This is a genomic window from Pseudoduganella sp. (assembly GCF_041914865.1).
GTDB lineage: Bacteria > Pseudomonadota > Gammaproteobacteria > Burkholderiales > Burkholderiaceae_D > Rugamonas.
In genome coordinates, this window is sequence record NZ_JAYSCO010000001.1 from 1 (window position 1) to 6,245 (window position 6,245).

Sequence of the window (6,245 nt, forward strand, 5' to 3'; positions counted from 1 at the left end):
CCTCGTCCTTTCCGCGTAGGCGGCGGCCGAAGGCCGAGGGCGAGGAGGAAGTCAAGACCGACAGCGACAATGTACTGCTGCTGCGGCCGCTGCATGCGGGCAGCGGCGTGCCGGCCCTGCAGGCGGTCGACCCGCTGCGCGAGCCCGATGGCGCGCAAGGCGCCCTCGTGGCCATGCTGTACGCCGTGCAGCCCGGCGCGCTGGAGCGCTTCGCCGAACTGGCCGCGCCCGCCTTCGCCGCCTGGCATGTGGCCGGCTGGCAGCAGGCCGGGCTGCTGGCAACATTGGACATGCCCAACAACTTCCCGCAGCTGCCGGTGCGCGGCGACGGCCCGCACCTGGTGTGGCTTGGCGTGGCCGCGCGCGGCAGCACGGCGCCGGCAGCGGAGGCCGTCGGGCAGGCCGCCCTGGCGCTGCTGCGCGAGCCGCCGCAACGCATACTGTTGCGTCCGACGCAGCGCTCGCGGCTGCGCGCCCTGCCGCAAAATTAATCCACTGGTGCTTTGCCCTCCGGCATTAGTTTGGCGCTAAAATAATGGCTGAAAAAATTTTGCATGAATGGAAGAAGCCATGTCGGAGTTGAAAGATTTAACTACTTACAGCAAAGATACGCCCGTCGGTTTGCCCTCGGTTGGCGGTCGCGCCGGCGTGTTTGTGCCGACTGAGCTGTTCGATGTACGGAGTTCCACCACCATCCGCTTTGGCGCCGGCATCGTCGGCTTCGGCAACCCGGATGGCTCGCTGACGGTCTACTATGAGGCCAACCGCTTCGACGAATCCAGCCTGCACAAATGGGAAAACAAGGCGCGCAAGGCGTACGACCGCATGGTCATGGTGGCGCCCACCGTCTCCAAGGCCAAGATCGACGCCAAGTTCCTGGAACTGGTCGGCTATATCGACGGCGCCGGCATCACCCTGAAAGAACCGGAGCGCGTCACCGAATGGCTGGCCCAGTCCAATGCCCTCGACACGGCGCCCGCAGGCCCGGTGGTACTGTGGGGTAAAAAGTAAAGACGAGCAATAGTCCTACAAAGGCATCGGCAACCATCCGATGCCTTTTTTGTTTGCTCTTGGATAAGATGATGTCAAATCTTAGGCAGGAGCAAAATCATGTCCCACCATCCTTACGCCAGCAGCGCCGTGCTGCTCAGCCTGGTGGCCTCCGCAACCTGGCTGCTGTGCTCAGCCGACGTGCTGATGCACGTCGCACCGTTCTTCCACTGATCAGCGGTGGCGATGGCCACGGCCACGCCAATGGCGGTTAGTGAAGAGGAAGTCAAAGCCGATCGTCACCGGCGGATACACATAGGCCGGCGCCGGCGCATAGACTGGCGGCGGCGCCACATACACGGGCTGCGGCGCGTACACCGGCTGCTGCTGCACGTACACAGGCTCGCTTGAATAGGTTACTGGCGCACCGGCACGCGCCGCCGTGCCATAGGGCACCGGCGTGACCGACACCGTCTGCCACTCATATGGATTGCCCGAAGCATAGCGCGCAGGCTGCTGGACGGCGCAACCGGCCAGGCCCAGGGCCAGCACCGGCAAGATCATCAAAGTTTTCATCGGAATTCTCCTTCCCAGTATTCAACTATAGGGAAATTTCGCGCCGGCGCCGCCGCTTTTACAAACGCTTACAGCACTGCCGTCAGATCGGCGGAATATCGCACTTGTCCAGCGGCCTGCCCGCCGCATCCATGCGCTGCGCGCACAGCTGGTACTTGATGCCGTAGTCCATTTCGACGGTGTAGACCTTGCCATACGGTAGCGATACCGACTCCTGCAGCACCCGCTGGTAGCTGATGGCCGGCACGTCCGCCGGCACGGCAATCGAGGTATGGGAATTGCGGCGCCGGTCCTGCTGGCGGCGGTGCACGTCCACCGTCATGCCCAGGTCCAGCGTCACCCCGCCCGCTTCGTAGTTGTAGCGCGTGACGTTGCGCGACGCGCTCAGCACGCCCCAGGCGCAAGGCAGGGCCGGCGGGCAGTGCTTGAGCTGGGCCAGCGGGAAGATTTCCTCATGGTTGCCCAATTGCTCCAGTGGCCAGACGGTACGCCTGCCATCAACCTGGCCCGTGGCCGAGTTAGGCCAGGTCATGGCATTGACGACCACCACATACTGCTTGTTGTGGGCCGGATCGTGCGGATTGCGCCACATGGAGCAACCGGAAAGCAGCACCCCGGCTAGTGGGACGAGAAACAGTAATTTCATGGTGGCTAGATTAACAAAAAAACGGCCCGCGAGGGGCCGTTTTCTTGTATCAGGGCGACTGGATTAATCCAGCTTCCAGGCGTAGTCCACCTTGGTCCAGGTTTCGGCTGGTGCGCCGTCCTTGGTGCCAGGCTTGAACTTGCACGCGCTCAGCGCCTTCAGGGCGGCCTTGTCCAGGTTCTTGAAGCCGGAGGACTTGTCCAGTTTGGAATCCTTGACGTCGCCGTTGGCGGCCACCAGGAAGGACATGCTGACAGTGCCCTGCTCCTCATTCATCAGGGATGCTTTTGGATACTCAGCCTTGCAATTCTTGGCATCGAACGATGCCGGTACTTCAGCGGCGAATGCCGATGCGCCCATTGCGAGCGCTACTGCCATAACACTCAACTTCGTAATCATGATGTTCCCCTAATGAATGAGAATGAAAGGATTACAGGGACCAGACGTAATCGACTTTGGTCCAGGTTTGGGCTACAGCGCCATCCTTGGTGCCTGGCTTGAACTTGCATGCGCTGATGGCTTTCACAGCAGCCTTGTCCAGGTTTTTGAAGCCGCTGGACTTGTCCACTTTGGAATCCAGCACCTCACCGGAAGCGGAAACCAGGAACGACATGGTTACCGAACCCTGCTCTTCGTTCATCAGCGAAGCCTTTGGGTATTCGGCCTTGCAGTTCTTGGCATCGAACACTGCTGGGGTATCAGCCGCGAACGCGGAGGCGGAAACGATGGATGCTGCGATAAAACCAATCAGACGCTTGTTCATTTCAATCCCAATCAAAATTTAAAAAATCGCGGGTCTATGCCCAATGTTTAAAACTCTTCCCATTCGTCGCTGCCGGCCGTAGCGGCAACAACTTTTTTCGGTGCCGCAGCGGCAGCCGGCTTGGCGGCAGCGGCTGGACGCTTGGCCGGTGCCTTCGGCACGACGGCGACAGCGGTCTGGGTCACGGCCGGCTTGTTGGCGGTCAGCGCATATTCGGCTTCAGCATCCAGCTTGAAGATCGACACCACACGCGACAGTTCGCCAGCCTGGTCTTGCAGCGACTGCGCAGCGGCAGCAGCTTCTTCCACCAGCGCAGCATTCTGCTGGGTCATGGCATCCATCTCGATGATGGACTGGTTCACCTGGGCGATGCCGGCGCTCTGTTCCTGCGAGGCCGAAGCGATTTCGCTCATGATGTCGGTCACGCGGCGGACCGAAGCAACCACTTCGTCCATGGTCACGCCAGCCTGGCCCACCAGTTTCGAACCGCGTTCCACTTTCTCGACGGAGTCGCCGATCAGGGACTTGATTTCTTTCGCAGCGCCAGCGGAACGCTGGGCCAGGTTACGCACTTCGGACGCCACCACAGCGAAGCCGCGGCCCTGCTCGCCGGCACGGGCGGCTTCCACCGCAGCGTTCAGCGCCAGGATGTTGGTCTGGAAGGCGATACCATCGATCACGCCGATGATGTCGACGATCTTGTTGGCCGATTCGTTGATCGAGCTCATGGTTTCAACCACTTGCGACACCACCTGGCCACCTTTCAGTGCCACGTCGGAGGCGGAAGCTGCCAGCTGGTTCGCTTCGCGGGCGTTGTCGGCGTTCTGCTTCACGGTCGAGGTCAGCTCTTCCATTGCGGAAGCGGTCTTCTCCAGGTTGGAAGCCTGCATTTCGGTACGCGACGACAGGTCGATGTTGCCGGCGGCGATTTCGCGCGAGGCGGTGCCGATGGTCTCGGTGCCCTGGCGAACCTGGCCCACGATTTCCACCAGGCTGTCGCGCATTTCCTTGATTTCAACCAGCAGGGAATCCTTGTCGGTCGACGAAGTATCGATGCTCACCGACAGGTCGCCGTTGGCGATGGCGCCAGCGATCGAAGCGGTGTAGTCAGGCTCGCCGCCCAGCTGCTTCAGCAGGCCGCGGGTAATCACCCAGGCAGCGAAGATCGACACCACCACAGCGGCCAGGCCGGCAATGATCATGAACAGGCGGGCGGAGGCAAAGCCTTCAGCGGCTTCCACCTTCATGCCTTCGTTGATTTTGTCTTCCAGTGCCGCCAGCTGGGTCAGCGCTTCCATCCACTTCTTCTGCGCTGGACGGACTTCTTTCAGGTAAATTTTGGTAGCGGCCAGGGCGTCATTCGCCAGCCACAGTTCGGACGCCTTCTTCACCGCCGGCAGCACCACCGCCTGCTGCTCCTTCACCTGCGCCAGCAGGGCTTTTTCTTCAGGAGTCGCATCCTTCGAGTACAGGGCGCTCAGCTTGGCATGGGACTCTTCATAGTCCTTCAGCTGCTTGTTGATGCGCGCCAGCTCCGGCTCCATGTCCGACGGCTCGGACATCAGGGTCAGGATCTTCAGGTCGCTCACGTTTTCAACGTTGTTGCGCATGTCAACCACCAGGCGGGTAGCGACAGAGTTAACACTTACTACATGATCCAGGCGATCCTGGATCTGAGCCATGCGCCAGATACCGACGATGGTGATAATGACGAGGAACGCCAGTACCAGTGCGAAACCGAGACCAAGACGGGTCCCTACCTTCATTTTACTCAAATTCATTTCGGCTCTTATTTATAGAAGTGACACGGTTGTTGACTGCCTAAGATGGGTAAAAAATATTTACCACACCCACTGACCCTTGCTGCTACGCAAGTAGCGACAGTAGCAAACTATGACTGCGAATGCAAAGATCGCTTTCGCCGCGGGATGAAACCTGTCGTATTTCATCCCTAAAACACACGGTAGGAACCGTAGATAGCATGTGTGTATCAGCGAAATTATAGTCCTGAGGTTTCCACACGGCAAGCAAATTTTGCTCAAATTGTGGGCAAACGAACTTTCTTTGGGGAAAAAGCTCAGCCGCAAGCGCAAACAGAAGTGAATGCGCAGGATTTCTTTTGTTTACGCGGTTCGGGCGAACGCGTCCAACAAAATGCGCGGATTACCGGCTGCCAACTGCTTGGCATCGGACAAAGTCTGGCGGTATTGGCGGGCGCCCTTCAAGCCCTGGGCGATGCCCAGCATATGGCGCGTGATGGTATTGATCTTCAAGCCGCGGCCACCCTCCTGCGCCAGCTGCTCCTCGATATACGGGATCATCGCCTCCAGCACTTGCTGGCGGGAGCGCGGCGCGCTGGTGGCGCCGTAATAGCGCTGGTCGAAAGCCGCCATCAGGTAAGGGTTATGGTAAGCCTCGCGGCCCAGCATCACGCCGTCGACGTGCTCCAGGTGGGCATCGATCTCCTCCAGGGTCTTGATGCCGCCGTTAATCAGGATTTCGAACTGCGGGAAATCCTTCTTCAGCTGGTAGGCGTACTCGTACTTCAGCGGCGGGATTTCGCGGTTCTCCTTGGGCGACAAGCCCTTCAGGATCGCATTCCGCGCATGCACGATAAAGGTCGTGCAGCCGGCCTCCGCCACGGTGCCCACGAAATCGCGCACGAAATCGTAGCTCTCCTCATAATCGATGCCGATACGGTGCTTGACGGTGACATCGATCTGCACCGCATCCTTCATCGCCTTGACGCAATCGCGCACCAATTCCGGCTCCGACATCAGGCAAGCACCGAAGGCCCCCTTCTGCACCCGCTCGGATGGGCAGCCGCAATTCAGGTTGATTTCATCGTAGCCCCACTTCTCGCCCAATTTGGCGGAGATGGCCAGATCCTTCGGATCCGAGCCGCCCAGCTGCAGCGCCACCGGATGCTCCTCCTCATTAAAGCGCAGATGGCGCTCCACATCGCCATAGACCAGCGCCCCGGTGGTCACCATTTCCGTATAGAGCCAGGTGTACTGCGAGATCAAGCGATGGAAATGGCGGCAATGGCGGTCAGTCCAATCCATCATCGGCGCCACGGACAGGCGGCGGGAAGCTTTAGGAGTGATCGACGAGGACATAATGGCAAGCAAAAAATCGAAGGCTGCACATTATACAGGCAGAAATGTCCACCCTGGGGTGGGGGAGCTGAATAAGCAGGATAATGCGTCACTGATCAAAATAATGTTTTATCAACAAATCGAACGAGACAAGCTAGAACGACTGAAACGA

At 59.5% G+C, this 6,245-nt stretch carries 7 protein-coding genes and 1 pseudogene; 2 read left to right on the top strand and 6 right to left on the bottom strand.

Translation table 11 applies throughout. The annotated features are described in order from the left end of the window. Positions 1 to 491: pseudogene (locus tag ACE3TQ_RS00005) on the top strand (hypothetical protein); the annotation flags it as partial. A gap of 79 nt (positions 492 to 570) precedes the next feature. Then, positions 571 to 1,011, top strand: coding sequence for a hypothetical protein (locus ACE3TQ_RS00010; RefSeq protein ID WP_374579835.1), 441 nt, complete (start codon positions 571 to 573; stop codon positions 1,009 to 1,011). Positions 1,012 to 1,224: 213 nt separating this feature from the next. On the opposite strand, the gene ACE3TQ_RS00015 is transcribed toward ACE3TQ_RS00010, so the two are convergent. The 6 genes from ACE3TQ_RS00015 to dusA all read right to left on the bottom strand — a co-directional run bounded on the left by ACE3TQ_RS00015 (position 1,225) and on the right by dusA (position 6,043). Continuing rightward, entirely contained in the window at positions 1,225 to 1,566 is a 342-nt protein-coding gene (locus ACE3TQ_RS00015; protein ID WP_374579836.1) for a hypothetical protein, read from the bottom strand. An 82-nt stretch (positions 1,567 to 1,648) separates the two neighbouring features. After that, on the bottom strand, positions 1,649 to 2,212 hold the full coding sequence (locus tag ACE3TQ_RS00020; RefSeq protein WP_374579837.1) for a hypothetical protein: 564 nt from the start codon (positions 2,210 to 2,212) through the stop codon (positions 1,649 to 1,651). A gap of 63 nt (positions 2,213 to 2,275) precedes the next feature. Next, the gene (locus ACE3TQ_RS00025) at positions 2,276 to 2,590 is read right to left on the bottom strand and encodes an energy transducer TonB (protein WP_374579838.1); all 315 of its coding nucleotides are present in this window, start codon (positions 2,588 to 2,590) and stop codon (positions 2,276 to 2,278) included. A gap of 52 nt (positions 2,591 to 2,642) precedes the next feature. Continuing rightward, entirely contained in the window at positions 2,643 to 2,975 is a 333-nt protein-coding gene (locus ACE3TQ_RS00030) for an energy transducer TonB (protein ID WP_374579839.1), read from the bottom strand. Positions 2,976 to 3,022: 47 nt separating this feature from the next. Further along, positions 3,023 to 4,741 (bottom strand): methyl-accepting chemotaxis protein, encoded by a 1,719-nt coding sequence (locus ACE3TQ_RS00035; RefSeq protein WP_374580030.1) that lies wholly within the window; start codon positions 4,739 to 4,741, stop codon positions 3,023 to 3,025. A 357-nt stretch (positions 4,742 to 5,098) separates the two neighbouring features. Then, positions 5,099 to 6,043 (bottom strand): tRNA dihydrouridine(20/20a) synthase DusA, encoded by a 945-nt coding sequence (gene dusA, locus ACE3TQ_RS00040; RefSeq protein WP_374580031.1) that lies wholly within the window; start codon positions 6,041 to 6,043, stop codon positions 5,099 to 5,101. Positions 6,044 to 6,245 lie beyond the last annotated feature (202 nt).

What these genes read in the sequence shown, in the direction of transcription:
- ACE3TQ_RS00010 (WP_374579835.1), top strand. Translation starts at nt 571, where the DNA reads ATGTCGGAGTTGAAAGATTTAACTACTTACAGCAAAGATACGCCCGTC.
- ACE3TQ_RS00015 (WP_374579836.1), bottom strand. Translation starts at nt 1,566, where the DNA reads ATGAAAACTTTGATGATCTTGCCGGTGCTGGCCCTGGGCCTGGCCGGT.
- ACE3TQ_RS00020 (WP_374579837.1), bottom strand. Translation starts at nt 2,212, where the DNA reads ATGAAATTACTGTTTCTCGTCCCACTAGCCGGGGTGCTGCTTTCCGGT.
- ACE3TQ_RS00025 (WP_374579838.1), bottom strand. Translation starts at nt 2,590, where the DNA reads ATGGCAGTAGCGCTCGCAATGGGCGCATCGGCATTCGCCGCTGAAGTA.
- ACE3TQ_RS00030 (WP_374579839.1), bottom strand. Translation starts at nt 2,975, where the DNA reads ATGAACAAGCGTCTGATTGGTTTTATCGCAGCATCCATCGTTTCCGCC.
- ACE3TQ_RS00035 (WP_374580030.1), bottom strand. Translation starts at nt 4,741, where the DNA reads ATGAAGGTAGGGACCCGTCTTGGTCTCGGTTTCGCACTGGTACTGGCG.
- dusA (WP_374580031.1), bottom strand. Translation starts at nt 6,043, where the DNA reads ATGATGGATTGGACTGACCGCCATTGCCGCCATTTCCATCGCTTGATC.